The following is a 23916-nucleotide window of genomic DNA, read 5'->3' as shown; positions in this document are numbered from 1 at the left end:
CCCGGACGCTACCTCTCGGAGGGGGCGTCCCTCCGAGGGTCCCCAGCCACTACGGGCCGTCATCCTCGGCTCCGCCCCCGGAGGGGGTTTCCCTCCGAGGACCCCCAGCCACCACGGACGGGCTTCTTCCCCACCCCCGGAGGGGGTTTCCCTCCAAGGGACCCTAGCCACCACGGACCGTCACAGAGATCGAGACGGTCCGTGGGACGAAGCACCTGGGGACCCTGGAGTCACTGCCCTAGCGGGTAGTGCAGACGGTTCCGTTGAGGGTGAAGACGCCCGGCAGGACGTTCGGGCCGCTGTAGTTGCCGACGAAGCCGATCGTGGTCGACGCTCCGGTCGGTAGCGAGCCGTTCCCCGGCTCGTTGACGGCCTTGACGTCCGGCCCGTCCTGCGTCCAGGTGGCGTTCCAGCCGCTGCCCAGGCTCTGCCAGGTCCTGGGCCAGGTGAAAGCCAGGGTCCAGCCATTGATCGGCGCGCCGTTGTTGGTGATGTCGACGGCGCCGACGTAGCCGCTGGCCCAGTCGGACTGGACGGTCAGCCGTACCGTGCAGGAGCTCGAAGCGGGGGTGCCCGTGGTGAAGGTCAGCGGCGGGGAGGCCCACGAGACGCCGCCGCCAGCGTCGCGGGCGATCACGTTGAGCGTGTAGCGGGTGCCCGGCTTGAGGTTACGCACCGTGAGCGAGGTGCCGGTGGTCTCGCCGAGCTGCTCGGTGATGGCTCCGTTCTGGCGGTGGAGCTCGTACTTGGCGATCGAGCGGGCGCCGGGGGAGGCGGCGGGCCAGGAGATCGTGGCGGTACGGTCCGTCACGTCGGTGGCGGTCGGCTGCCCTGGCGCGCCTGGACGGCCGGTCTGGGGCGTGGCGGGGTGCAGCACGAGGGTGGTCATCGACAGCGGCGGGAGCGTCTGGCTGGTCGCGCTGCCCGCGGTCGAACCGGTGATGCTCGTGGCGCCGTTGGTGTGACTCAGTACGGTCGGCGCCCCCGACGCCGGGCTGAAGCCGGAGTAGCCGATGGTCACGGGGTAGGACGTGTCGGACGACGTATTGATCAACAGGACGGCCAGGTCGCCGTCGGGGCGGCGGGCGGCGTGCGCGGTGACCTTCGCCTGGCCGGTCGCGGCCCGGATGAACTGGTCGCCGGGGCGGGCGAACTTGCTCATCATCTGCAGCGCGTAGTAGGGCGCGAAGGGGGTGTTCAGCGGAGGCTCGCAGACGCTTCCGTCAGAGGTGCACGTAGCGCTCGACAGCAGGCCGAAGTCCCCGTAATCGGTCTGTCCTTCGACCTGAGTGACGTTGCCGATGCCGTTGTGGACGTTCCACCAGTCGACCGTGAAGATTCCGTTCGCCAGGAGCGTCGCGTAGGCGTCGGCGGCGGCCAGCGCGCCGGGCTGGGTGGTGGTGCCGGCGCTGCTGGACCCGGTGTTGAACTCGGTCATGGCCATGCCGATCCGCTCAGAACCGGGCCCGGCGTACTTCGCGATCTGCTGGCGGGTGAGCTGGATCATGTCGGGTACGTGGGCGGCCTTGTCGAGGGCGCCGGGGTACCAGTGCAGGATCACGAAGTCGATCTTCGGTCCGGCGATCGAGAGGACGACCTTGTTCCAGGTGCCGTCGTCGCCGTCAGCGACTATGCCGTCGGGCCAGTTGGCGGCCGTGGTCAGCACCGCGCCGATCTTGATGGTGGGGTCGACCGCCTTCATGGCGTCCGCATATGTCACGACATGGCGGGCGTACTCGGCCGGGCTCTTGTCAGCGTGATCGTCCGCCTCCCAGGCGGCGCCGTAGTGCCCGTTGCCGTAGTTCTCGTTGCCGATCTCCCAGTATTTGATGCCGTAGCCCTTGGTGACGTTGGCCTGACGTACCCAGGCCGCGGCCTCGTCGGCGGTGCCGGTGCCGTAGTTGGCGGTCACCATCGCCTGCGCCCCGGTGCGGCGCACACCACGGATGAAGGTGTCGAAGTCGGTGTTGGGCGCCACATAGCCGCCGGGAGCGGTGTGAGTGGCCCAGTGGTAGATGTCCGAGTAGGAGCCGCCGGGATAGCGCAGCAGCTTCACCCCGGCGTCCTTGAGCAGGTCGGCGGTCTCGTTGGTGCCCAGATTGGTGTCCCAGATGGCATGGTTGCTGCCGATGCCGGTCTCCGGGACGGTGGCGAGCGCGGCGCGGGCGTTGACGGTCACCGTGACCGGGGTGACCTCGTCGGCGTGCGCCGCGGGGACGTTCAGGGCGGTCAGCGTCAGCAGGACGGCGGACGCGGCTCGTAATACGAATCTCGGCATCGGTGCACCTCGCCATGGGTAGCGGCATTCACTCGACGCCCCCTCCTGCCAGGCGGCAACATGATCATGAGGTGTGGCGTCATGCCCGTCAACCAACGGTGAAACTTTCACGCCGACCGGCGGCGCGGGTGGAGCTCGGTGCGAAGTCCGATTCGCGCCAGCGGGAAACCAGGGATGCGAGAGATGCTCCGGTCATGAGCATGGTGAAGACGTCAGAGCTCCCGGTTGGCGGGGAGCGGTCAGGCCGACAGCGCGCTGTCGAGGCATGGACGGTTATGGAGAGGTTCTACGCGGCCGAAGCCGCGTACGTAGCCGCAGGTGGTTTCGGTAAGACCAGCTACGAACCCGTGGCTGCTCTCCTGGACCCGGAAGTGGTGCTGCACCAGGCCCCAGGACTGCCGTTCACCGGGACCGGGGTCTGGCGCGGACATGACGAGATGGAGCGGTTCCTGGCCGTTTTCAGTGAAGTCTGGGAGTCGATGGAGTTCTTGGAACAAGAGCATTGGGGGGATGCGAACATGGTCATCGTGCGGAATCGGGTGCGCTTCCGGGCTCGTGCCACCGGCAAGCAGGTCGACACCTTGATCATGCAAGTGATCACCGTGCGGGACGGACGCATGTTGGAATGCCGTCCGTTCTACTGGGACCCCCAAGCCATCACTGAGGCTTGTCGGCCCGATGCGCGGGAGCCGTTCGGCGCGGCCCAGATGTCGTAGCGGTGGTCACGGGTCATGGTCGGCCCGTCGAACTGCTCCTTGGCCCACTATCCGTATGTGGGGTGCTGCGGCCAGCCGGCCGGGGAGTCCTCCCAGTCCTCCTGCCGCCCGTAGGGGGTGAGGTCGAGGATGCTGTGGTGGAAGACGAGGCGGTCCACGCCCCGGGAGCCGGTGGAATACGTCTGGTAGACGTCCTCGCCGTCGCGCAGGTACACACTGAGCAGGAAGCCGCCACCCGCGCCGCTGTCGGCCGCGAACGAGGTGCCGTGCGACGAGACGAACGGCAGCGTCCAGCCCATCCGTGCCTTGTAGGCCTCGATCTGGGCGAGCGGCATGTTGGACACGGTGACCCAGGTGACTCCGCGGTCGCCCAGGTGGGCCAGCCCGGTCGACGGGACGTTGTTGGTGAAGCCGGTGCAGCCGGGGCAGTAGTCGTCCGGTCCGTTGTCCATGAACTGGTAGACGACCAACTGCCGGCGGCCCTCGAACAGGTCGAGCAGGGTCTTCGTCCCGGTCGGCGTGTCGAACGGGTAGTCGTTGGCGAACTTCACCATCGGGAGGCGGCGCCGCCGCGCGGCGAGCGCGTCCAGCGTGCGGGTGGCCTCCTTCTCGGCCTTGAGCAGGTCATCGCGGGCCTGCTGCCACTCTTCGGCGGAAACGATCTTCGGTAGCTCCATGCGTCGATTGTTCCCCGTGGCACCGACAGAATCCGGCCGCCTCCGCATGCTCACCGCCCCCGCCCAAGCGGGCAGAGGCGGTCATGGCAGCGGATTCAGGAGGACGGCTTGCTGTCGGTCCAGCCGGCCTCCAGTACGACCTCCGAGTTCCACACGGTGCCGGGTTCGAAGGCGCTCGTGAGGCCGACGGGCTTCACCACGACGTTCTCTTTGGCCAGGCCCCGCCCGGTCGCCTGGTCGAAGACCAACCGGTTCTCCACGACGCCCAAGCCCTTGGTGTGCTCCTCGATCGCCACGGCCGTGCCCTGGCGGCCCTCCGCGTCCGTGACGTTCTCGATGACGTCGACGGTGTCGAGGTCGGCGAGCATCCGGAAGGCGGCGCCGCGTACCTGGGGTGTGACCGGCATGTCGATGATCAACCCCATGCTCACGGTGAAGAGCCAGGGGTCGGCCGCCATCGGGTCGCTGCTGGACTCGGTGCTGTGCCCCTCGTACGAGCGCAGCAGCCACGCCTTGAGCTCGGCCGGGTCGGAGGGCAGGCCGCGCAGGTCCTTCATGGTGACGTTCCGGCCGAGCCAGAACACCTTGTCCCCGTCGACCAGGGGACTGTGGCCGGTGAACCCCTTTCGGGGAGAGGTCGAGAGGATCATCGGGCGTGGCTTGCCCGGCACCTTGACCGGGATCTCGGCCGGGGAGCCGGCCTGCTTCCACGCCTCCTCGTCCGCGGCGGTGACCGGTCGCGCGCCGAGCGGTTTGATGCTGCCCCACTGGTCCCCACCGGTGGCGTTGGGCGTCCAACCCTCCTCTCGCTGCCGGTCCATGACCTGGTAGCCGGCGCCCTCGACCGCGAACAGGCTTCGCCGCATGGACACGGTGTGCCAATAGGCGCCCGTCCCGGCGGGCTGGTGGGCCGCCTTCGCGGCGGCGGTCAGCAGGATGTCCCGAGCCGAGAGCTTCACCTTGGGGGTGGATGATGTGACCGTCGTCCGCGCCGGGACGGGCGCCTGCGCCGTCGTGCCGCCAGTGCTGGAGACCACGACGGCCACAGCGGTCGCGGCGCCGATGAGGCTGAAACCCCATACCGGCCGTACGTTTCTACGCTTGCGCCGCGCCGGCCGCGGCCGGGACATGGCGTACGAGAGCTCCGCGGCCCTGGTGCGTTCGTCGACCGGGGCGTCGCCGAGGTGCGCGGGCCGGGCGGCCCGTAGTTCGTCGATGGGGTTCATGACCACTCCTCGCTGAGGTTCGGCACGCGGGGCCGGGGCTGTCCCGCCGGTTCCATCGCCTGCTTGAGCCGCTTGCGCGCGCGATGCAGCCGTACGCGGAAGGCGGCGGACGAGCAGCCGATGACATGAGCCGCGTCCTTGGGGGACAGGCCCTGCCAGGCGATCAGGAGGAGGACCTCCCGGTCGTCCTCCGGCAGCTCGGCCAGCGCGCGCAGCACGCCGAGCCGCTCGGTCACCTGGTCGGCCACGTCGCCCTCGGTCCAGGCCCGCAGCTCCCCGTTCAGGGCCTCCCGCCGGATCTCCGCGCGGATGTTGTCGCGCAGGACGTTGCGCGCGACTCCGAGCAGCCAGGGCAGAGCCGGCTCCGGTACGTCGTCCAGCCGCCGCCAGGCGACCGCGAACGTCTCGCTCACCACCTCGTCCGCCACCTGCCGGCCCGCGCGACTGACCACGTACGCCCACACGCGTTGTCGGCATTCGTCGTACATGCTGGTGAACCGGTGCGAATCATCCGTCACCGCCTCAGCCCCTTAATCCCGGACATGGTTCTTCTGACACCAGGAAGTGGTCTGAGCATCTTCGTTGTTACGCCAATCACGAAATTTCCGGACGACCTGCCGCCCAGCCGGCGCGGCCACCTATACCCTCGACCGCGAGGCAGCCGAGGGCGGGGGATGAGTGTGGACGAACGGATCGAACGGGCCAGGGTGCTGTACGAGCGGGCCGTCTTCGACGGCGATGCCACGGCGCTGGAGACGGCCGACCGGGACCTGGACGCGGTCGAGGCGGATCTCGCCCTGGCCCGCGGCCGGCTCGTTCACGGGCGATTCCTGGACAAGGGCGAGGAGGACCCGAGCGAACAGGAGCTGTTCGAGCGCGCCGCGCGGCTTTACCGGACCCTCGGCGACGTGCGCGGCGAGGGCGAGGCGCTGTTCTGGATCGGCGTCTTCCACCAGGTCGTCCGGCGGGACAACGACGCCGCGGTCCCCATGCTCGAACGCTCCCACGAGCTCGCGGCCCAGGCAGGCGACAAGCTGACCATGTCGTACGCGCTGCGGCACCTGGGCATCGCCGAGCACGTCGCCGGCCGCCTGGCCCCGGCGCGCCGACGACTGGAGGAGTCGGTACGCCTGCGCCGCGAGCTCGGTTTCCTGCCCGGCGTCGCCGCGAACCTGATCGGCCTGGCCTACATCACCGCCGCGGAAGGCCACCGCGACCAGGCGCTGAAGGTGCTCGACGAGGCGGGCGAGATCGCCGAGACCACCGGCGCCCAGGGCGTCCTGCGCTGGGTGGAGGAAGCGCGCCAGGCTCTTTGACCATTCAGGGTGCGGTCTCCAGTGACCGCCCTCGTGCGCGGTCGGCGGTCACGTGAGCCGCGCCCGCCAGCCGTACGGTCACCGCCAGGCCGCCGTCCGGCCTGCCCACGGCCGTCACCGTGCCGCCGTGCGCCGCGACGATGGCCCGGACGATCGACAGTCCCAGCCCCGCCCCGCGCGCCGACCGCACCCGGTCGCCCTGCAGCCGGCGAAACGGCTCGAACAGGTCGTCCACCTCGTACGGTGACACCTGCGGGCCGGTGTTCTCCACCACGACCACCGCCTCGTCACCCTCCTGCCGCAGACGCAACCACACGTCGCCGTCGCGGACGTTGTACTTGATCGCGTTCTCCAGCAGGTTGAACACGCAGCGCTCCAGGAACAGCGGGTCGCCCGCGGCCACGGCCTGCCGCACGTCCTGGTGCACGGTGACGTGCCGCTTCGTGGAGGCGAGCTCGATCTGCTCCAGCACGGTCCGCACGATCCGCGGCAGCTCCACGGGCTTGCGCTCGGTCAGCTCCTGCTCCGACTGGGCCAGCAGCAGCAACCCCTCGATCAACCGCTCATAACGGGCGTTGGTCCCCAAAAGCGCACGAGCCAGCGCCTTCAAATCCGGCGACGCCGCCGGCTCCTCCAACGACACCTCCAAAATCGTCCGGTTGATCGCCAACGGCGTCCGCAACTCATGCGAAGCATTACCGATGAACCGCCGCTGCGCCTCGAACACCCGATGCAACCGATCCAGCATCGCGTCGAACGTGTCGGCCAACCGCTTGACCTCATCCTGCGGACCCCGCAACCCGATCCGCTCATGCAACGTACTCTCCGACAACCGCCGCGCCGTCTCCGTCACCCGATCCAACGGCCGCAACGCCCGATCCGCCACCAGATAGCCGAGCACGAACGCGATGACCCCGATCACGATCATGATCACGACCGAGGACCGCAGCATGTCGCTCAGCACGGTGGCCGCGCCCTGCTCCACATCGACCCGCACCTGCTTGACGGGCGAGTCGGCGTCGGGCGGCAGGTCCTCCGTACCGGTGATCAGACGGCCGCCGAACTTGGTGACGAACTGCGTGTTCATCGCCTGGGCGGTCAGCAGGTAGGTGACCCAGAGCAGCATCGATCCGGCGACGAAGAACAGCCCGCCGTACAACAGGGCCAGCCGCATCCGCAGCCCGAGCCGGTCCCACGGCCGGGGCCGCGTCACAGCCGGTAGCCCTTGCCGGGGACGTTCTGGACGGCGAGCGGCGCGCCCAGTTTCCTGCGCAGCGACGTGATCGTGACGCGCAGCACGCCGGTGCCCGGGCCGGCGTGCTCGTCCCAGACGCGCCGGCGCAGCTCGGCGGAGGTGACGAGGTCACCTCCGGCCAGCAGCAGCTGCTCCAGGACGTCGAACTCCTTGCGGTTCAGCGCGACCGCCCGCTCGTCCCTGGTCACCGTACGGCGGCCGGGATCGAGCCGGATCCCGGCCCGTTCCAGCGGCACGGGCGCGGCCCGGGACGACCGGCGGGCCAGCGTCCGGATCCTGGCCACCAGCTCGGCGAACGCGAACGGCTTGACCAGGTAGTCGTCGGCCCCCAGGGACAGCCCGTCGACCCGGTCGCGGACCTGCCCCGCGGCGGTCAGCATGAGGATCCGGCTGGCGCTCGCCAGCTCGCCGCAGACGTCGTCGCCGTGTACCTCGGGCAGGTCGCGATCGAGGACGACGACGTCGTAATCGACGTACGAGGCCAGGTTCAGCGCCTCCTGCCCGTCGTAGGCCACGTCGACGGCGATCGCGTGCAGCCGCAGGCCGCGCGCGACGGCGTCGGCCAGCTCTTCCTCGTCCTCCACGACAAGCACTCGCATGTGGTCGAGCGTGGCGGGTCGGGTGTTAGCCGCGAGTAAGCGCCGTTCCGTCACATGTTGATCATGTGCCCCGAGAGGCCGTGGATCGCTTCCTTGACCGCCTCGCCGAGCGTCGGGTGGGCGTGTACGTTGCGCGCCACCTCGTGCACGGTGAGGTCCCACTGCTGGGCCAGCGTCAGCTCGGGCAGCAGCTCCGTCACCTCCGGGCCGATCAGGTGCGCGCCGAGCAGCTCGCCGTACTTGTCATCGCTGATGATCTTGACGAAGCCGGCCGCGTCGCCCAGGCCGTGCGCCTTGCCGTTCGCGGTGAACGGGAACTTGACCACCTTCACGTCATAGCCCAGGTCACGGGCCTGCGCCTCGGTGTAGCCGAAGCTGGCCACCTGCGGCTGGCAGTACGTGGCCCGCGGGATCATCACGTAGTCGAGCTCCATGGTCTCCGCCTCGCCGATCGTCTCGGCCGCGATGATGCCCATGGACTCGGCGGCGTGCGCCAGCATCAGCTTGGCGGTGACGTCGCCGATGGCGAAGATGTGCGGCACGTTCGTCCGGCACCTGCCGTCGATCGCGATCGCGCCCCGGTCGGTGAGGGCCACACCGGTCTTCTCCAGCCCGTAGCCGTCGACGCGCGGCGCGAAGCCGATGGCCTGCAGCACCTTGTCGGCCTCCAGCACCTGCTGCTGGCCGTCGCGGGTGACGGTCACCTTGACCGAGGCGCCGGTGTCCTCGATGCCGTCGACGCGGGTGGAGGTGAGCACCTCGATGCCGAGCCGCTTGTAGCGCTTGGCCAGCTCGGCCGAGACCTCCGCGTCCTCCAGCGGGACCATCCGGTCGAGGAACTCCACGATCGTCACCTTGACGCCGTAGTTGTGCAGGACGTACGCGAACTCCACGCCGATGGCGCCGGCGCCCGCGATGATGATGCTGCCGGGGAGCTGATCGGTCATGATCTGCTCCTCGTACGTCACCACCCGCTCCGACAGCGACGTGCCCGGGATCAGCCTGGTGCTGGCCCCGGTGGCGATGATGCAGGTGGCGAAGGTGATCGTCTCGTCGTTCACCTGGATCGTGTTGGCGTCGAGGAACGTGCCGCGGCCGTCGTACTCCGTGATGGCGTTCTTCTTCATCAGGTAGTGGACGCCCTTGACCCGCCCGTCGGCCACCTTGCGGCTGCGCTGGAAGGCGGCGCCGTAGTCGAAGCTGACCTCGCCGCTGATGCCGAAGGTCTTGGCCTCGTTGTGGAAAATGTGCGCGAGCTCGGCGTTGCGCAGCAGTGCCTTGGACGGGATACAGCCCACGTTCAGGCAGACGCCACCCCAGTACTTCTCCTCGATGACCGCTGCGCGCAGCCCGAGCTGGGCGGCGCGGACCGCGGCCGTGTACCCTCCGGGACCCGCGCCGAGAACGACGACGTCATAGTGAGTGCTCATGAGTCGGACCATACCGTCCGCCCAACTCCACCCCTGAACCTCGCCCCTGGGTCAAGGACTCGGCCGAGTGCGCTCGCCCGAACCTAGACCTCCACGTTGTACGGCAGCGCCAGCTCGTCCGCCGGAACCCCGCGAATGCCCCAGTTGACCTTGGGCATCTCGATGATCGTGATCTCCACGTCCTCGGCGGCGAGCTGAGATCTGTCATAGATCGTCCGGATCAGCGCCCGCTTGGCGTCGTCGCTGCGGCCGGTGAAGCAGACCACCTCGATGATCAGGTAGTTCGGGCCGCGCTGCGGGCACACGAAGTCCTCGGCGTCGAGCAGCAGGAACCGGTGGAACCGCTTGTCCTCCGGCAACCCCCACGCGCTCACCAGGCAGGAGTGCAGCAGGTCCGAGAGCTCTCGCTGCCGCCCGGCCCACACGTCCCGCCGACCGTAGATCTTGAGCTGCGCCATGTCGGTCAATATAGGGCGTCTCCGCCGCGAGGTCCGGCGATTGATAGCCTGACCCCTGATGTATCGCCTCGTGTTCACGCAGGTCTTGCGGCGTTTCGACGCCGAGGCCGTGCACCATCTGACTGTCAGGGCCCTCGCGCTGCTCTCGGCGCTACCCCTGCTCAAGCGGCTGCTCCATCGAGCGCTCGCGCCGCACGACCCGGTTCTGCGCGTCAGCGCGTTCGGCGTGCACTTCCCCGGACCGCTCGGCCTGGCCGCCGGGTTCGACAAGGACGCCGCATGCGCCGAGGGCGTCGCCGCCCTGGGCTTCGGCCATGTCGAGGTCGGCACCATCACCGCGCACGCCCAGCCGGGCAACCCCCGGCCCCGGCTGTTCAGGCTGGTGCCGGGACGGGCCGTCATCAACCGGATGGGGTTCAACAACGCCGGGGCGGCCGCCGCCGCGCGCCGCCTGCGCCGCACCCGGGGAATCCCGGTCGTGGTCGGGGTCAACATCGGCAAGACCAAGGTGGTGCCCGAGTCCGAGGCCGTCGCCGACTACGTGGCCAGCGCCAAGGAGCTGGCATCGCTGGCCGACTACCTCGTGGTCAACGTGAGCTCGCCCAACACGCCTGGGCTGCGCGACCTCCAGGCCGTGTCGCTGCTGCGCCCGCTGCTCGCCTCGGTCAAGCTGGTCGCGGACGGCACCCCGCGCCGTACCCCGTTGCTGGTGAAGATCGCGCCCGACCTCGCGGACGAGGACGTCGACGCCGTCGCCGACCTGGCGCTGGAGCTGGGACTCGACGGGATCATCGCGACCAACACCACGATCCGGCACGGCGGCGAGACCGGCGGGCTGTCGGGACGCCCGCTCAAGGCCCGCTCCCTGCAGGTGCTGCGCCGGCTGCGGGCCCGCGTCGGCGACCGGCTCACTCTGGTCTCCGTGGGCGGCGTGGAGGACGTCGACGACGTGTGGGAACGCCTGCTCGCCGGGGCCACCCTGGTCCAGGGCTACACCGGGTGGATCTACGGCGGGCCGTTCTGGGCCGCGCGCATCCACCGGCAGCTGGCCCGCCGCGTCCGCCGCCACGGCCTCACCTCGATCTCCGAAGCCATCGGCCGCACGGCCTGAGACGCGCGAGGTGAAAACGTACGGTGTGAAGCGCGTGGCCTGAAAACTGCGATCCCGGAAACGCGACAGCATGCGTTTCCCGGCGTTGCTAGGGTTCCCGGATGCTCGATGATCTGCCTGACATCCCCTCGCGTCTGTGCCGGGACTACCTCGCGCTGGCCGATCGCCACGCGCCCGGTCTGGTCGAGGGGCTGTACCTGCAGGGATCGATCGCGCTGGGCGACTACCGGCCGCAGCTGAGCGACATCGACTTCGTCGCCGTGACCAGCCGGTCGCCCGATCCCGCGGCCCTTCGTACGATCCACGCCGAGCTGAAGCCCACCGGGGCCAAGCCGCACTTCGACGGGCTCTACGTGACCTGGGACGACCTGCGCAAGGACCCGGCCCAGGCACCCGACGGCCCGTCGGTGCGCGAATGGCGGCTGACCGAGTCGGGACGGTTCGAGCGGCACCTGGTCACCTGGCACGTACTCGCCCAGAGCGGAGTGGCGGTCCGGGGACCGGCGGCGGCTCAGCTCGGCATCCACACCGACTGGGACACGCTCGCCCGGACGACCCGGGAGAACCTGGCGACGTACTGGACCAGGTGGGTTCAGCGCAGTGCCCGGCGGATCTCCTGGCCGGGCGTGGCCGCGCTGAGCGACTACCAGACCGCGTGGGGAGTGCTCGGGATCGCCCGCCTGCGCCAGACGCTCGCGGTGGGCGAGGTGACGTCGAAGTCGGCCGCCGGCGAATACGCGCTGGAGGCCTTCCACGAGCGCTGGCACCGGATCGTGCGCGAGGCGCTGCGGATCAGGCAGGGCGGCCCCGCGCTCTACCGCAATCCGTTCCGTCGCCGGGCCGACCTGCTGGCCTTCATGACCATGGTCCTGGAGATGTGAGGGCCACCGCTCACACGCTGGGCCTGGTCGACTCCGCGTCGTGGGTCATCGAGTCCAGCCGCGTCATGACGTCGGCCACGCGTACGGCGGCCGGCCGGTGAGGCCTGCGCCGCTGCCACGGCTTGGGACCGTCCAGCGGCCGGTACTCCACCCCGATCGCGTCGAGCCGGCCGAGATGTTCGCTCAGGCGGGCCGGGAAGTCGGTCCCCGCCGAGCCGGACCACGCCACCTCCGCCAGGGCGCACGCCCGCGGCCACGCCCGGTAGTCGAGCGTGCGGGGGTCAGGGATGCGCTCGCTCCAGAGCTGGGCCTGCGCCCCGACGACCCGCGACCGCTCCTCCTCGGACCAGTCGTCCGGGGCGGGGGAGAAGGCCGCGACGTCGGCGACCGTGATCGCGTCGCCGATCGCCACGGGCTCGTCGGCCGACGCCGACTCTGCGTAGTCGAAGTACAGCGGGAACACCGGTGTCGCGATCACTTCGTGGCCCGCCGCGGCGGCCCGGCGGCCGACGCTCATCCCGCGCCACGGCATCACCAGCGTGTCGTGCCGCAGCTCGCCGCTGACGAACGCCTCGTCCCACACGACCGCCCGCGCGCCGCGCTCTGCGAGCACGTCGGCCAGCCGGCGCAGGAACCACGCCTGCAACTCGCCCATGGAGGACAGGCCCAGCGAGTCGCGGTAGGCGGTGATCTCTGCGGAGGCGGTCCAGTGGTCGAGGACCACCTCGTCGCCGCCGATGTGCACGTAGGGGGTCTCGCCGATGGCGCCGATCAACTCGTCGAAGATCGTGGTCAGGAACTCCACTGTGGGCGGCATGGGAGACAGGATGGCCGGCGTGATGCCCCACCGCTCCAGCACCTGGTAGTCCTCATCGGAGGAGCCGAACTCCGGATAGGCGGCCAGGATCGCCTGGGCGTGCCCCGGCACGTCGATCTCCGGCACGACGGTGACGGCGCGGGCCCGCGCGTAGGCGGCGATCTCCGCCAGGTCGTCGAGCGAGTAGTGGCCGCCGTGCGGGATCTCGTCGTAGGCGTTGGGCTCGCGGTAGTGGTTGACCGCGGTGCGCGAGCGGTGCGACGACACCTCGTGCAGCCTCGGGTAGGCCCTGCTCTCCACCCGCCAGCCCTGGTCGTCGACCAGGTGCAGGTGGAGGCGGTTGAGCTTGTGCATCGCCATCAGGTCGACCAGGCGCAGCACCTCCCGCTTGGGGAAGAAGTGCCTGGCCACGTCGAGGTGCAGCCCACGCCACGAGAAGCGGGGAGCGTCCTCGACGCGTACCCCGGGAACGATCCACGCCGCCTCGGCCGAGAACGCGGAACGGTAGGACGCGTGCGGCAGCAACTGGTGCAGCGACTGTCCCGCGTAGAAGGCGCCCGCCCGGTCACCCGCCGTGATCTCCACTCCGCGCGACCCCACGACCAGCCGGTACGCCTCCGGCCCGAGGGCGGGGTCGTGCCGCAGGTCGACGGCTCCCGCGTCGCCCGGCCGCAGGTCGAGCACCGGGAGCGCCAGGCGTACGGCGTCGACCAGGTCAGCGGGCCCCGAGACGGCCGCGCCCGAGGCCAGCTCGTAGGAGGCGGAGAGATCGCTCAGCAGATTGGGGCGAGGAATCATGCTTTGAGATAGTGCTGCAATCCGTCGGCGAGCGCCACCGCGATCCGCTGCCTGAACGCGGGATCCTGGAACTTGGCCGCCTCGCCCGCGTTGCGCATGTTGCCGCACTCGATGAAGATCTTCGGCACGGTCGACAGGTTGAGGCCGCCGAGGTCGTTGCGGTAGTCGAGGGCCTTGCTGCCGATGTAGGTGGAGTAGGGCAAACCGGTGCCCTTCTTGAACGCGTCGCGCACGGCCACGCCCAGCCTGCTCGAGTCGGCCACGACGGGGTCGACCGGGCCGTTGATCTTCTTCGGCATGATGACGTGGAAGCCGTGGTCGGCGGCCGGGGCGCCGTCGCCGTGCACGGAGATCGCGGCGTCGGCCTTGGCCTTGTTGCCGATGGCGGCCCGCTGGGTGATGCACGGCCCGACACTGTTGTTGTCGGTCCTGGTCAGCTTCACCTTGGCGCCGCGGGCCTTCAAGATCTTGACCATGCGGTTGGCGACGTCCCAGCTGAAGGCGGCCTCGGTGTAGTGGCTCGCCGTCTCGGTGCCCGTCGTGTCACACGGCTTCCACTTGGTCAGCACGTTGACCTTGCGGTTGATGGCCGTGGGATTGCGGTAGTTGCCGCCGTTGTGCCCAGGGTCGATGACGATGGTCTTGCCCTCCAGCGGGCCGGCCACCGCCTGAGGCTTGGCATGGGCCTGAGACTTCGCCTGGGTCGGCGCCGACGCCGGGGCCGCGGCTGGGGTCGTCGCGGCTGCTCGGGCGGCCTGACCTGCTGCGGCGCCACCGCTGTCGGTGCCGCCGCACGCGGTGGCGATCAGGCCGCAGGCGGCGAGGAGTGACGCTGGTAGAGCACGCATGCGTTCCAACTTACGTCAAGCGGGGCCCTCACCAGACGCTTATGTGAAGAGCGGCTCCTGTGCGGAGAGCGGCTCCTCACCAGACGTGTTCGCCCACCTCCTGCCGCTCCAGCAGCGCGGCGAGCTCCCGGGCGTCCTCGGCGTCGAGGCCGAGGACGACGCGGGGACGGCCCCACGGGTGGTCGAGGGAGTGGGCGACGTAGCTGGCCACGGATTCTGCGCCGACGTCGATACCCCTGCCCCTGTCCCGGCCCGCGCGCCACTGCGCCCAGGCACGTTCGAGCTCGGTCGCCGCGCGCTGGGCGCAGGACACCAGTTCCGGATCACGCATGGTTGTCCCCCCGGATCAGATCGTGTCGCATGACCCTGACGAGTAAACCGCCGTGCGGCGCCGCCACCGCACGGGTTGACCCAGCTTTGGCTCTCTCTAAACGGGACCCGTGCTCCGCCGGACGATGAGTTCGGGTGTCACCTGTCGCAGGCGGGCTACTTTCGCGGGGTCTCCGATCCGGTCGCTGAGCAGTGCCGCCGCGGACCGGCCCATGGTGCGGCGCGGCTGGTCGACGGAGGTGAGGGAGATGTGGTGCGAGGCGGCCAGGTGGGTGTTGTCGTAACCGACCACCGACAGGTCGTCCGGTACCTTCAGGCCCAGTTCCGCCGCGGCCGAGAGGACGCCGAGCGCGACCACGTCGTTGGCGGCGAAGATCGCCGTGGGCCTGGGTTCGCGGCTGAGCAGGGCGAGGGCGGCCTGCCGGCCGTCCTCCTCGGTCGACTCCGCGGCCTCGACCATGATGTAGGGCGCCAGCGAGTGCCTGCGCATCGCCACGAGATAGCCCTCGCAGCGTGAGGAGCGCGGACCCTCGATGTGCGCGATCCGTTTGTGGCCGTGATCGACCAGGTGGTCGATGGCCAGACGGGCGCCGAGCTGGTCGTCGTCGACCACGATGTCGACGCCTTCGAGCTCGATGTCACGTTCCCCTACGACGACCGTCGGCGTGTAGGAGGTCGCCTCGATCAGCGTCTCGCTGGTCGGCGCGATGCCGAGTAACACCAGCCCGTCGACCCTGAGCTCCAGGAAGGCCTCCACGGCCTCGTCCTCGAAGGCGGGGTCCCATTGGCTGTTGCCGATCAGCATGCGCAGTCCGTCGCCGTGCAGGCTCTCCTGCAGTCCGTCGAGGAACTCGGCGTAGAACGGGTTGTGCAGGTCGGCGACGAGCGCGCCGACGAGGTGAGTGCGGCCCTCGACGAGGCTCCGCGCGACGGCGTTGGGCCGGTAGCCGAGCTCGCGGGCCGCCTGCAGTACGGCTTGCCGCCGGTGCTCACTCACGTGCGGGGATCCGCGTAGTACGAGTGAGACCAGCGACTTCGAGACGCCGGCTCGCTCCGCGACGTTGCGGATGGTCGGTCGTGGCCGAGGTACCGCGTCTACCTCCCTGAGCTCGGTAATAGTTGAAGTGTTGACGGGTGGTCCTGACATGTGTCTCCCCCGCGATGCGAAGTTGGGCACCTGTCTGACCAAACGATCGAGTTCGCCGCAGGGTACGGCCTCATGTTAGGGAAGGCTGATATTGACCCCTTGGCTACATGTCCGCTATTAGGCACGGCGTCGGATACTGTGCTGTTGTGACACCCGGGAAGTCAGCCGAAGCGGCCCGACCGGCTCGGCGCAGGCTCAGCGTGGATCGCCGTCGCGAGGAGCTCATGGCCGCGGCCCTCGAACTCTTCAGCACACGCGACGCGGAAGACGTCTCGATCGACGACGTGGCCTCGGCCGCCGGGGCTTCGCGGGCACTGGTCTACCACTACTTCGGCGGCAAGCAGGAGCTGTACGTGGCGGCGCTGAAGAGCGCGGCCGACCAGCTGGAGTCGCGGCTGCGCCCGCAGGGCGGCGGCCGGCCCCTGGAGGAGCTGGCCTCGGGGCTCGGGCGCTACTTCGACTTCGTCGAGGAGCACGCGGCCGGCTTCGCGGCGCTGCTGCGCGGCGGCCCCACCAACCGGGCGGGGGAGGTCGGGGAGATCGTCGACGGTGTGCGGCAACGCCTCTTCCGGCTCATCCAGCGGCAGATGCGGGTCGAACGGCCGAGCCCGGTGCTGCGTACGACGCTGAGATCGTGGATCGCGTCGGTGGAGACCGCCGGCCTCGACTGGCTGGAACACCGCGACATCGAGCGTCCGACGCTCGAGAAGATGCTCGTGGACCACATGGTCGCACTACTCGGAGTAGCCGCCGGCTATGACCCGGAGGTCAACCGGCTGCTGGATCTGCTGACCAGGGAACAACTGGCCTAGATCCCCTTCGGGAAGGATGGCGCCGGGCGGGCGGCGCCAGCTCCCCATTATGACATGACGTCGTCACCTGGGTGGACCGGGCTGTCCAGCACGGCCCACCATTCAACCCCCCTGAGGTTCGTGACGACCCCGGCACTACTCCGAGCGCTGCTGCGGAATCCCCGCCAGCAGTGCGCGGACCTCGGTCTCCCGGTAACGCCGGTGACCGCCGAGGGTACGAATCGACGTCAACTTGCCTGCCTTCGCCCACCGGGTAACGGTCTTGGGGTCGACCCTGAACATGGTCGCGACCTCAGCGGGCGTGAGCAGCGGCTCGGCCTCGGGTGTACGAGCTGACATTTGTGCGGCCTCTCCTCCGTGTGGACCGGCTCAGCGATCCTGTGACTCCCTTTGCGCGTGTCACGGATGTCCCCCTATAGCCCAGAGCGTGCGGCTTTTCTGAGCCATATGCGGCATCACCCGAAGTGACCATACCGCCACGCAGAGCGATTTGCGAGCCCTTCTTTGACCCAACTGCCCGCTCACATGGCGATGTCACGCTCGGTGATTCTAGCGACACGTTTCGTGGTATCGCAGTGAAAACGGCAAACTACTCAGTTCGCAGAAGAGAGCAGCCGCGAGTCATGACCTACTTATGCAGGTCAGACGGTTGTATTGGGGTTCAGTTGGCAGATTCCAGAAGTTGCATTGACTTCCAGCGCAGGATCACCCTCTGATACATGGCGTAGGCAAGCTCTTCTTGACCCGTGTCCAGACCTGTGAGGGCCGCTGAGAGCTCCGCGACGGACTGGTCCGCTTGCAGAGCGTCATCGTTCATGAGGCGCACCAGGCCGCCGTAGTCGAGCTCGACCAGCGAGTGCGGGTGGAACTCCTCCAGCCACCTCGCCACGTCCTCCACGTCCATGTTGTTCGCCACGTCGCCCAGGTGCCTGCGCAGCACCTGCAGCGCCCGCGCGCAGCGCCTCCTGGCCTGGGCCATGGAGGTGACATAGATGAGGTTGCGTCCCGTCGTGGTGGTCACGTCCTGTCCCGGCGTCGAGGAGCCGAGCACCAGCCAGCGCTCGTTGCCGTCGAAGGGTACGAACCACGCGGGTGGCACGTGCCATGCCGTCGTGCGGATGTGGGTGCGCAGCGTGGCGGAGTCGCCCGCGCGCTTGTAGCGGTCGAAGTCGTCGGCGGTCTGCTCGGCGATCGCCTTGGGCACGAACCGGTCCATGAGCTTCGTAGGAGTACTGCCACGCAGTCTCGAGAAGGCCAGCCACGAGCGCAGCCGGGTCTGCCACGGACAAACATAGAGACGGTCCTCAACGCGCCGCAGATAGGCGTTGGGGCTCTCCTGTGCGGGTGCCGGGTGGGGCGGCATGCCGAGCAGGCGCCCGACGGCCTCGGCGTGCTCGGCGTTGAGCGCGGTGGCCCGGCGGGGGCGATCACGCGATTCGGCGTACTCGGCCCAGACCTTGCGCTCGGACTCGGCGAACGCGGTCAGCGGCTCGTAGACCCGGAGGTAAGCGGCATAGGGCAGCACGGAGGCATCGTGTCATGAAGACAACCTGCTCGCATCGTCGCGCTACTACGCTGAGAGACGAGATCCGTCGCAACGGGGCGACGGACACGGGACAGGGAGTCACTACCGTGACCGATGTCTTCGGCTCGTCCCACAAGGACGTCCATGAGCAGGTCGTGTTCTGCGCCGACGAGCAGAGCGGCCTGCGGGCCATCATCGCCATCCACAACACCGCACTCGGGCCGGCCCTGGGAGGCACCAGGTTCTATCCGTACGCGGGCGAGCAGGCGGCTCTGGCCGACGTGCTCAACCTGGCCAAGGGCATGGCCTACAAGAACGCGCTGGCCGGTCTCGACCATGGCGGCGGCAAGGCCGTCATCATCGGCGACCCGCGCCGGGACAAGAGCGAGGCGCTGCTGCGCGCCTACGGTCGCTTCGTCGAGTCGCTCGGCGGGCGCTACATCACCGCCTGTGACGTGGGCACCTACAGCGAGGACATGGACGTCATCGCCCGGGAGTCACGCCACGTGATCGGCCGCACGCTGGCGCACGGTGGCGCCGGCGACTCCTCGATCCTCACCGCCTTCGGCGTCTACCAGGGCATGCGCGCCTCGGCCGAGCGCGTCTACGGCTCGCCGTCGCTTCGCGGCAGGCGGATCGGCGTCGAGGGCGTCGGCAAGGTCGGCCACCGGCTGGTCGACCTGCTGCGCGAGGACGGCGCCGACGTGGTCCTGTGTGACGTCGATCCCAAGGCGGTCGAGCGCGTACGGCGGCGTCACCCCGAGGTCGACGTCGTGGGCGACGCGGTGGCGCTCACCGGGGCCGACATCGACGTGTTCGCGCCCTGCGCGCTGGGCGGGGCCCTCGACGACCACTCGGCGGCCAGGCTGCGCGCCAAGATCGTCTGCGGCGCGTCCAACAACCAGCTCGCCCATCCGGGCGTGGAGAAGCAGCTCGCGGAGCGCGGCATCCTCTACGCGCCCGACTACGTGGTCAACTCGGGCGGCGTGATCCAGGTCGCCGACGAGCTCGAGGGCTTCAACATGGAGCGTGCCAGAGCCAAGGCGACCCAGATCTACGACACGACTCTGAAGATCTTCGCGATCGCGGCCGACGAGGGCGTCCCTCCGGCGGTCGCAGCAGATAGGCTGGCCGAGCGCAGAATGTCGGAAGTCGGGCGTATTAGGGGCATTTGGCTAGGCCACTGACGCCCCGCGCCCATACGACGTACCGAGCTGGGCACAAAACAGGTACGGTAATAGGCGAACGATAGGCTGACGCCCAAAGTCAGGCGGCGTCAGTGTGTGGTGCGTTAGCGACGAGGGGTCGGGGACGACCCCACACGAGGGGGTCGAGCCAATGGGGCGCGGCCGAGCAAAGGCCAAGCAGGTCAAGGTTGCTCGCCAGCTGAAGTACAACAGCGGTGGCACGGATCTTGATCGTCTTCGCGATGAACTCGGGGTCGGAGACTCCAGCGACAATGACGACGCCGCCGACGACCTCAGCGATGAGCTGGCGGATCGCTATGCAGATTACGTCGATGACTACAGCAACAAAGACGACGACAGGTAACCGTCGTTCCGGTTGAGCACCCAGCCCCACGGCACCCACCCGTGGGGCGCTTTTCTGCCGCCACCCCTTTTGATCTTTCAGGGTTACGGCAAGCACGGCCGGCCGCCACCCGCCGTACAGGGCTGAGGGCCTCCAGGAATACGGCCGCTGAGCCCGCACAGGGCTGGGCGCCGTTACAAGACGGTGTAACCGTCTGGGTGCCAACGGGTGGCAGGTGTCGTCGGCGACCCCGCCACCCTGTGAGCGTCAGCGGTAGGTGGCTTGGCCGGTGCCTTCTGTGACTTCGCCCAACACCCAAGCCGGTAGGTTGCGTTCGGCCAGTAGGCGGAGGGCTTCGTCTGCTGCCTCCTGGGCGACGATGGCGGCCATGCCGACGCCCAGGTTGAAGGTCTTGTCCATGTCCTTCTGCTCGATGCCGCCGTAACCCGCCAGGACCGAGAAGATCGGGGGCGGGGTCCACGAGGAGCGGTCGAGGACGGCGTCGAGGTGGCCGGGGAGCGAGCGGGACAGGTTGCTCTCGATGCCGCCGCCGGTGATGTGGGCGTAGGCGTGCACGTCGACCGTCCGGGCCAGCTCCAGGCAGTCGAGCGAGTAGATCTTCGTGGGCTCCAGCAGCTCGGTGCCGAGCGGCCTGGCCAGCTCGGGCAGGTCGGCGTCGAGCGACAGCGACGATTCGCGCAGCACGTGGCGTACCAGCGAATAGCCGTTGGAGTGCGCTCCCGACGACGCCAGGCCGAGGACCACGTCGCCGGCCCGCACGCGGTCGGCGCCGAGCATCGCCGACGCCTCCACGACGCCGGTGCCCGCGCCCGCCAGGTCGTATTCGTCGGGACCCATGGCGCCCGGGTGCTCGGCGGTCTCGCCGCCGAGCAGGGCCGCCCCGGCCAGCCGGCAGCCCTCGGCGACGCCGCCCACGATCTCGGCGATGCGCTCGGGCACCACCTTGCCGCAGGCGATGTAGTCGGTCATGAACAGCGGCTCCGCGCCGCATACCACCAGGTCGTCGAGGACCATGGCGACGAGGTCGACGCCGATCGTGTCGTGCTTGCCGTACTGCTGGGCGAGCATGACCTTGGTGCCCACGCCGTCGGTCGAGGTGGCCAGCAGCGGGCGCTGGTAGCGCAGCAGGGCCGAGGCGTCGAACAGACCGGCGAATCCGCTGGCGTCGTCGACCACCTCGGGCCTGCGTGAGCGGGCCACCTTGGCCTTCATCAGCGAGACGGCGCGCTCGCCCGCCTCGATGTCGACCCCGGCGGCCTCGTACGTCGTCACGCCTTGCTCTCCAACACGAACTTGCCCACGTTGTCCTGGTCGATGGGGATGGGATAGGAGCCGTCGAAGCAGGCCCGGCACAGGCGCTCGGCGGGGATCGTGGTGGCCTTGGTCAGGCCCTCCAGCGAGATGTAGCCCAGCGAGTCGGCGCCGAGCGAGGCCCGGATCTCCTCGATGCTGAGCGAGCCGGCGATGAGCTCGGCCCTGGTGGCGAAGTCGATGCCGTAGAAGCACGGCCAGGCCACGGGCGGCGAGGAGATGCGTACGTGCACCTCTTTGGCGCCGGCCTCGCGCAGCATCCTGACGATCGCGCGCTGGGTGTTGCCGCGCACGATCGAGTCGTCGACGACGACCAGACGCTTGCCCTCGACGACCTCGCGCAGCGGGTTGAGCTTGAGCCTGATGCCGAGCTGCCGGATGGTCTGCGAGGGCTCGATGAAGGTGCGGCCGACGTAGGAGTTCTTCACCAGGCCCTGGCCGTAGGGGATGCCGCTCTCCTCCGCGTAGCCGACGGCGGCGGGTGTGCCGGACTCGGGCGTGGGGATGACCAGGTCGGCCTCGACGGGGTGCTCGCGGGCCAGCGCGCGGCCGACCTCGACCCTGGTGACCTGGATGCCGCGCCCGGCGATGGTGGTGTCGGGGCGGGCCAGATAGACGTACTCGAACAGGCAGCCCTTCGGCTCCGCCAGCGCGAACCGGCGCGACCTGACGCCGCGCTCGTCGATGGTGAGCATCTCGCCCGGCTCGATCTCGCGGGTGAACGTGGCGCCCACGATGTCGAGCGCGGCCGTCTCGGAGGCCACCACCCAGCCCCGCTCCAGGCGACCCAGGACCAGCGGGCGGATGCCCTGCGGGTCGCGGGCCGCGTAGAGCGTCTTCTCGTCCATGAACACCAGTGAGTAGGCGCCCTTGACCTGCGGCAGCAGCTCGGCCGCCGCGTCCTCGATGGACCGGTCGCGGTCCTGGGCGAGCAGCGTGGTGAGCACCTCGGTGTCGGTGGTCGCCCTGGTCGCCCCGGGAGCCAGCCGCTGGGCCAGCTCCGGGGTGTTGATCAGGTTGCCGTTGTGGGCGAGCGCGAGGCCGCCGTCGTCGGTGGAGCTCAGCGTGGGCTGGGCGTTCTCCCACACGCTGGAGCCGGTCGTGGAGTAGCGGCAGTGGCCGATGGCCAGGTGACCCCTGAGGGTGCCGAGCACCGACTCGTCGAAGACCTGGGAGACCAGGCCCATGTCCTTGTAGACGAGGATGCGGCTGCCCTCGCTGACCGCGATGCCCGCGGACTCCTGTCCGCGGTGTTGCAACGCGTACAGTCCGTAGTAGGTGAGTTTGGAGACTTCCTCGCCTGGCGCCCAGACACCGAAGACGCCGCAGGCGTCTTTAGGAGCATGGTCTTGGGGGTCCAGGTCATGGCCGAGCCGGCCGTCGCCTTTCAGCACGTGCTTCAGTCTAGGTCGGCCGTTCCCCTGCTCGCACCCGGGGGCCAGATCAGAGGGCGTGCGCCGACCGGCCGGCGTTGGATCCGTCGCGGATGATCTCTCCGGTGAGGTTGCGGTTCGCCGCGGAGCCGAGGAAGACGATCAGCGCCGCCAGGTCGTCGGCCGTCGAGAGCCGCCGGGTGGGCGTACGGGCGGCGAGCGCGTCCGCGACCTCCTGCGGAACGGGCCGTTCGCGCTCGGTGAGGGTGAATCCGGCGGCGGCGACGTTCACCAGGATGCCGTCCTTGCCGGCCTCCCAGGCCAGTGCGCGGGCCATGCCGTGCAGGGCCATCTTGGCCGTGCCGTACGCGCCGGGGCCCGGCAGTCCCTCCTCCGCCGCACCCGACGAGACGAACACGATCCGCCCGAAACCATTCCGCCGCATGCCGGGCAGCACCGCCCCCGCGAGGATCGCGTTGCCGACCACGTTGGCGTGCAGGGCGGCCGTCCACTCCGCCGCGGGTACGTCCTCGAAGGCGACGCTGTTGGGCATGATCGTGCCCCAGCGCACGGCGTTGGCGACCAGCGCGTCCACGGGCCCCGCCGCCCACGCGGCGGCGGTGATGCTCGCGTGGTCTTCCAGATCGAGGTGGACGGCCGTGGCCGTGCCCCCGGCCTGCTCCACACGCTTGACCACCTCGGCCGCCCGTTCCTCGCCCGAGTTGTAGGTGATGGTGACGCGGGCTCCCGTGGCTCCGTAGGCGACGGCCGTGGCCGCGCCGATGCCGGACGAACCGCCGGTGACGAGCACGTGCATGATGAACTCCTCTATTTGTTAGCCGACTAATTAGCCAGCTAACTCTATCGCGACGCCTGCGCGCAAGGCGGTTTCGCTGGGAGTGAAAGGGTCGTTAGGGCATGGCACGCAGCAGGCGGCCGAACATGTCCCGCTCATCCGGGTCGAACGCGCTCAGCAGCTCTTCGTCCATCCTGGTCCAGATCTGCTCCACGGGCTCGCGGACCGCCTTGCCCGCGTCGGTCAGCCAGACCCGGCTCACCCGCGGCCGGTCGGGGTCGGGCGAACGGTGCAGGAAGCCGGCCCGCTCCAGGCGCTGGACGGTCTTGGTGACGGTCGGCGGCTCGACGCCCAGCCGCCGGATGAGCTCGGTCTGGGTGAGGCCGTCCTCCTGCCACAGCTGGTTGAGCAGCAACTCCTGGCCGCTGTGCAGGCCGAGCGGGACCAGGGCCGCGGCCATCCGGTTGCGTTTCGTCTTCATGACCATGATCAACGCGTAGGTCAGGGTCTCTTCCAGCATGTCCTCATCTTGCCCGTCGCCTGCCACTTTGGCGCATGGTGACCCAAGGATGAGCGGGCTCTTACCGTGTCGCGTGGTTTCGGCGATGTCTGCCGCGAAAAGGTGAAGTATCCGGCATACGACCCGTCGGGAGACGCAGAC

Annotated in this window: 25 protein-coding genes; 7 read left to right on the top strand and 18 right to left on the bottom strand. The window is 69.3% G+C overall.

The annotated features are described in order from the left end of the window. Nucleotides 1-238: 238 nt before the first annotated feature. On the bottom strand, nucleotides 239-2278 hold the full coding sequence (locus LDL49_RS48200) for a cellulose binding domain-containing protein (protein ID WP_225301678.1): 2040 nt from the start codon (nucleotides 2276-2278) through the stop codon (nucleotides 239-241). 194 nt (nucleotides 2279-2472) lie between these two features. Here LDL49_RS48200 and LDL49_RS48195 point away from each other — a divergent pair, with 194 nt between their 5' ends. Next, complete coding sequence (locus LDL49_RS48195) at nucleotides 2473-2994, top strand: nuclear transport factor 2 family protein (protein WP_225301677.1); 522 nt, start codon at nucleotides 2473-2475, stop codon at nucleotides 2992-2994. Nucleotides 2995-3041: 47 nt separating this feature from the next. Here the strand turns inward: LDL49_RS48195 and LDL49_RS48190 are convergent, their stop codons facing one another. From LDL49_RS48190 to LDL49_RS48180, 3 genes are all read right to left on the bottom strand, one after another. Next, nucleotides 3042-3671: a DUF899 domain-containing protein gene (locus LDL49_RS48190; RefSeq protein ID WP_225301676.1), complete on the bottom strand. Its 630-nt coding sequence runs from the start codon at nucleotides 3669-3671 to the stop codon at nucleotides 3042-3044. 95 nt (nucleotides 3672-3766) lie between these two features. Continuing rightward, nucleotides 3767-4897: a CU044_5270 family protein gene (locus LDL49_RS48185; protein WP_225301675.1), complete on the bottom strand. Its 1131-nt coding sequence runs from the start codon at nucleotides 4895-4897 to the stop codon at nucleotides 3767-3769. After that, a complete protein-coding gene (locus LDL49_RS48180) occupies nucleotides 4894-5415 on the bottom strand; it encodes an RNA polymerase sigma factor (protein WP_225301674.1) in 522 nt (173 codons plus the stop codon). Before LDL49_RS48180 ends, LDL49_RS48185 begins: the two co-directional genes overlap by 4 nt. 156 nt (nucleotides 5416-5571) lie before the next feature. Here LDL49_RS48180 and LDL49_RS48175 point away from each other — a divergent pair, with 156 nt between their 5' ends. Beyond that, a complete protein-coding gene (locus LDL49_RS48175) occupies nucleotides 5572-6213 on the top strand; it encodes a tetratricopeptide repeat protein (RefSeq protein ID WP_225301673.1) in 642 nt (213 codons plus the stop codon). A 4-nt stretch (nucleotides 6214-6217) separates the two neighbouring features. Here LDL49_RS48175 and LDL49_RS48170 read toward each other — a convergent pair whose 3' ends face one another. From LDL49_RS48170 to LDL49_RS48155, 4 genes are all read right to left on the bottom strand, one after another. Then, nucleotides 6218-7426 carry a sensor histidine kinase gene (locus tag LDL49_RS48170; RefSeq protein ID WP_225301672.1) on the bottom strand — a complete coding sequence of 403 codons (1209 nt, stop codon included), beginning with the start codon at nucleotides 7424-7426 and terminating at the stop codon, nucleotides 6218-6220. Continuing rightward, the gene (locus LDL49_RS48165) at nucleotides 7423-8067 is read right to left on the bottom strand and encodes a response regulator transcription factor (protein ID WP_225301671.1); all 645 of its coding nucleotides are present in this window, start codon (nucleotides 8065-8067) and stop codon (nucleotides 7423-7425) included. The genes LDL49_RS48170 and LDL49_RS48165 overlap by 4 nt, the downstream gene beginning before the upstream one ends. A gap of 50 nt (nucleotides 8068-8117) precedes the next feature. Continuing rightward, nucleotides 8118-9497 (bottom strand): dihydrolipoyl dehydrogenase, encoded by a 1380-nt coding sequence (gene lpdA / locus LDL49_RS48160; protein WP_225301670.1) that lies wholly within the window; start codon nucleotides 9495-9497, stop codon nucleotides 8118-8120. Between the two features lie 83 nt (nucleotides 9498-9580). Continuing rightward, nucleotides 9581-9955 carry a tautomerase family protein gene (locus tag LDL49_RS48155; protein ID WP_225301669.1) on the bottom strand — a complete coding sequence of 125 codons (375 nt, stop codon included), beginning with the start codon at nucleotides 9953-9955 and terminating at the stop codon, nucleotides 9581-9583. 58 nt (nucleotides 9956-10013) lie between these two features. Here LDL49_RS48155 and LDL49_RS48150 point away from each other — a divergent pair, with 58 nt between their 5' ends. Beyond that, the gene (locus LDL49_RS48150; protein WP_225301668.1) at nucleotides 10014-11066 is read left to right on the top strand and encodes a quinone-dependent dihydroorotate dehydrogenase; all 1053 of its coding nucleotides are present in this window, start codon (nucleotides 10014-10016) and stop codon (nucleotides 11064-11066) included. 101 nt (nucleotides 11067-11167) lie between these two features. Further along, a complete protein-coding gene (locus LDL49_RS48145; protein WP_225301667.1) occupies nucleotides 11168-11947 on the top strand; it encodes a nucleotidyltransferase domain-containing protein in 780 nt (259 codons plus the stop codon). 10 nt (nucleotides 11948-11957) lie between these two features. Here LDL49_RS48145 and LDL49_RS48140 read toward each other — a convergent pair whose 3' ends face one another. The 4 genes from LDL49_RS48140 to LDL49_RS48125 form a co-directional block, all read right to left on the bottom strand. Continuing rightward, nucleotides 11958-13562: a beta-N-acetylhexosaminidase gene (locus LDL49_RS48140; RefSeq protein ID WP_225301666.1), complete on the bottom strand. Its 1605-nt coding sequence runs from the start codon at nucleotides 13560-13562 to the stop codon at nucleotides 11958-11960. Beyond that, entirely contained in the window at nucleotides 13559-14410 is an 852-nt protein-coding gene (locus LDL49_RS48135; RefSeq protein WP_225301665.1) for an N-acetylmuramoyl-L-alanine amidase, read from the bottom strand. Before LDL49_RS48135 ends, LDL49_RS48140 begins: the two co-directional genes overlap by 4 nt. Before the next feature lie 76 nt (nucleotides 14411-14486). Continuing rightward, complete coding sequence (locus LDL49_RS48130; protein ID WP_225301664.1) at nucleotides 14487-14741, bottom strand: hypothetical protein; 255 nt, start codon at nucleotides 14739-14741, stop codon at nucleotides 14487-14489. 96 nt (nucleotides 14742-14837) lie between these two features. Then, the gene (locus LDL49_RS48125) at nucleotides 14838-15887 is read right to left on the bottom strand and encodes a LacI family DNA-binding transcriptional regulator (protein ID WP_263656463.1); all 1050 of its coding nucleotides are present in this window, start codon (nucleotides 15885-15887) and stop codon (nucleotides 14838-14840) included. Between the two features lie 200 nt (nucleotides 15888-16087). Here LDL49_RS48125 and LDL49_RS48120 point away from each other — a divergent pair, with 200 nt between their 5' ends. Continuing rightward, a complete protein-coding gene (locus LDL49_RS48120) occupies nucleotides 16088-16699 on the top strand; it encodes a TetR/AcrR family transcriptional regulator (RefSeq protein ID WP_225301663.1) in 612 nt (203 codons plus the stop codon). Nucleotides 16700-16834: 135 nt separating this feature from the next. On the opposite strand, the gene bldC is transcribed toward LDL49_RS48120, so the two are convergent. Beyond that, a complete protein-coding gene (gene bldC / locus LDL49_RS48115; protein WP_013133571.1) occupies nucleotides 16835-17038 on the bottom strand; it encodes a developmental transcriptional regulator BldC in 204 nt (67 codons plus the stop codon). A gap of 322 nt (nucleotides 17039-17360) precedes the next feature. Further along, complete coding sequence (locus LDL49_RS48110) at nucleotides 17361-18224, bottom strand: DUF8083 family protein (protein ID WP_225301662.1); 864 nt, start codon at nucleotides 18222-18224, stop codon at nucleotides 17361-17363. Nucleotides 18225-18331: 107 nt separating this feature from the next. On the opposite strand from LDL49_RS48110, the gene LDL49_RS48105 reads away from it, so the two are divergent. Then, entirely contained in the window at nucleotides 18332-19411 is a 1080-nt protein-coding gene (locus LDL49_RS48105) for a Glu/Leu/Phe/Val family dehydrogenase (RefSeq protein ID WP_225301661.1), read from the top strand. Between the two features lie 151 nt (nucleotides 19412-19562). Then, on the top strand, nucleotides 19563-19775 hold the full coding sequence (locus LDL49_RS48100; protein WP_225301660.1) for a DUF3073 domain-containing protein: 213 nt from the start codon (nucleotides 19563-19565) through the stop codon (nucleotides 19773-19775). A gap of 246 nt (nucleotides 19776-20021) precedes the next feature. On the opposite strand, the gene purM is transcribed toward LDL49_RS48100, so the two are convergent. The 4 genes from purM to LDL49_RS48080 form a co-directional block, all read right to left on the bottom strand. Next, nucleotides 20022-21047 (bottom strand): phosphoribosylformylglycinamidine cyclo-ligase, encoded by a 1026-nt coding sequence (purM, locus tag LDL49_RS48095; RefSeq protein WP_225301659.1) that lies wholly within the window; start codon nucleotides 21045-21047, stop codon nucleotides 20022-20024. Then, entirely contained in the window at nucleotides 21044-22480 is a 1437-nt protein-coding gene (purF, locus tag LDL49_RS48090) for an amidophosphoribosyltransferase (protein ID WP_225301658.1), read from the bottom strand. The genes purM and purF overlap by 4 nt, the downstream gene beginning before the upstream one ends. 49 nt (nucleotides 22481-22529) lie before the next feature. Then, complete coding sequence (locus LDL49_RS48085; RefSeq protein ID WP_225301657.1) at nucleotides 22530-23276, bottom strand: SDR family NAD(P)-dependent oxidoreductase; 747 nt, start codon at nucleotides 23274-23276, stop codon at nucleotides 22530-22532. A gap of 94 nt (nucleotides 23277-23370) precedes the next feature. After that, entirely contained in the window at nucleotides 23371-23775 is a 405-nt protein-coding gene (locus LDL49_RS48080; RefSeq protein ID WP_225301656.1) for a MarR family winged helix-turn-helix transcriptional regulator, read from the bottom strand. Nucleotides 23776-23916: the final 141 nt, after the last annotated feature.

The sequence above is a fragment of the Nonomuraea aurantiaca genome (genome assembly GCF_020215705.1).
In the GTDB taxonomy this organism is placed as follows: domain Bacteria; phylum Actinomycetota; class Actinomycetes; order Streptosporangiales; family Streptosporangiaceae; genus Nonomuraea; species Nonomuraea aurantiaca.
Note: the sequence above shows the minus strand (reverse complement) of the source record. Positions and strands in the feature narration are given on the sequence as shown.